Annotated in this window: 1 rRNA gene; it reads left to right on the plus strand. The window is 57.7% G+C overall.

Annotated features, from left to right (window positions below):
- A 23S ribosomal RNA gene (locus ACERLL_RS17795) occupies positions 1-527 on the plus strand; the annotation flags it as partial.

A 527-nucleotide genomic window follows, 5' to 3' on the forward strand; every position in this document is an offset into this window, starting at 1 on the left:
GCGTCTGAATACATAGGGCGCGGCGGTCAACCCGGCGAACTGAAATATCTAAGTAGCCGGAGGAAGAGAAAGCAAAAGCGATTCCCTCAGTAGCGACGAGCGAACGGGGACTAGGCCAAACCAGTCGGCTTGCCGGCTGGGGTTGTGGGACTGCTAAGTGGACCGGAATCGGTAGACGAAGCCGTTGGAAAGCGGCGGCACAGCGGGTGACACCCCCGTAGTCGAAACCGTGCACGGCCGGGCAGGATCCCGAGTAGCGCGGTACACGTGGAATACCGTGTGAATCTGGGTGGACCATCACCCAAGCCTAAATACTCGCCTCCGACCGATAGCGAACCAGTACCGTGAGGGAAAGGTGAAAAGCACCCCGGAGAGGGGAGTGAAATAGAACCTGAAACCGTGCGCCTACAAGCAGTGGGAGCAGGATTCGTCCTGTGACCGCGTACCTTTTGCATAATGGGTCAGCGAGTGATCCTCTGTGGCAAGCTTAAGCCTCAAGGCGAAGGCGTAGGGAAACCGAGTCTTAA

It is taken from the genome of Thiohalorhabdus sp. Cl-TMA, assembly GCF_041821045.1.
In the GTDB taxonomy this organism is placed as follows: domain Bacteria; phylum Pseudomonadota; class Gammaproteobacteria; order Thiohalorhabdales; family Thiohalorhabdaceae; genus Thiohalorhabdus; species Thiohalorhabdus methylotropha.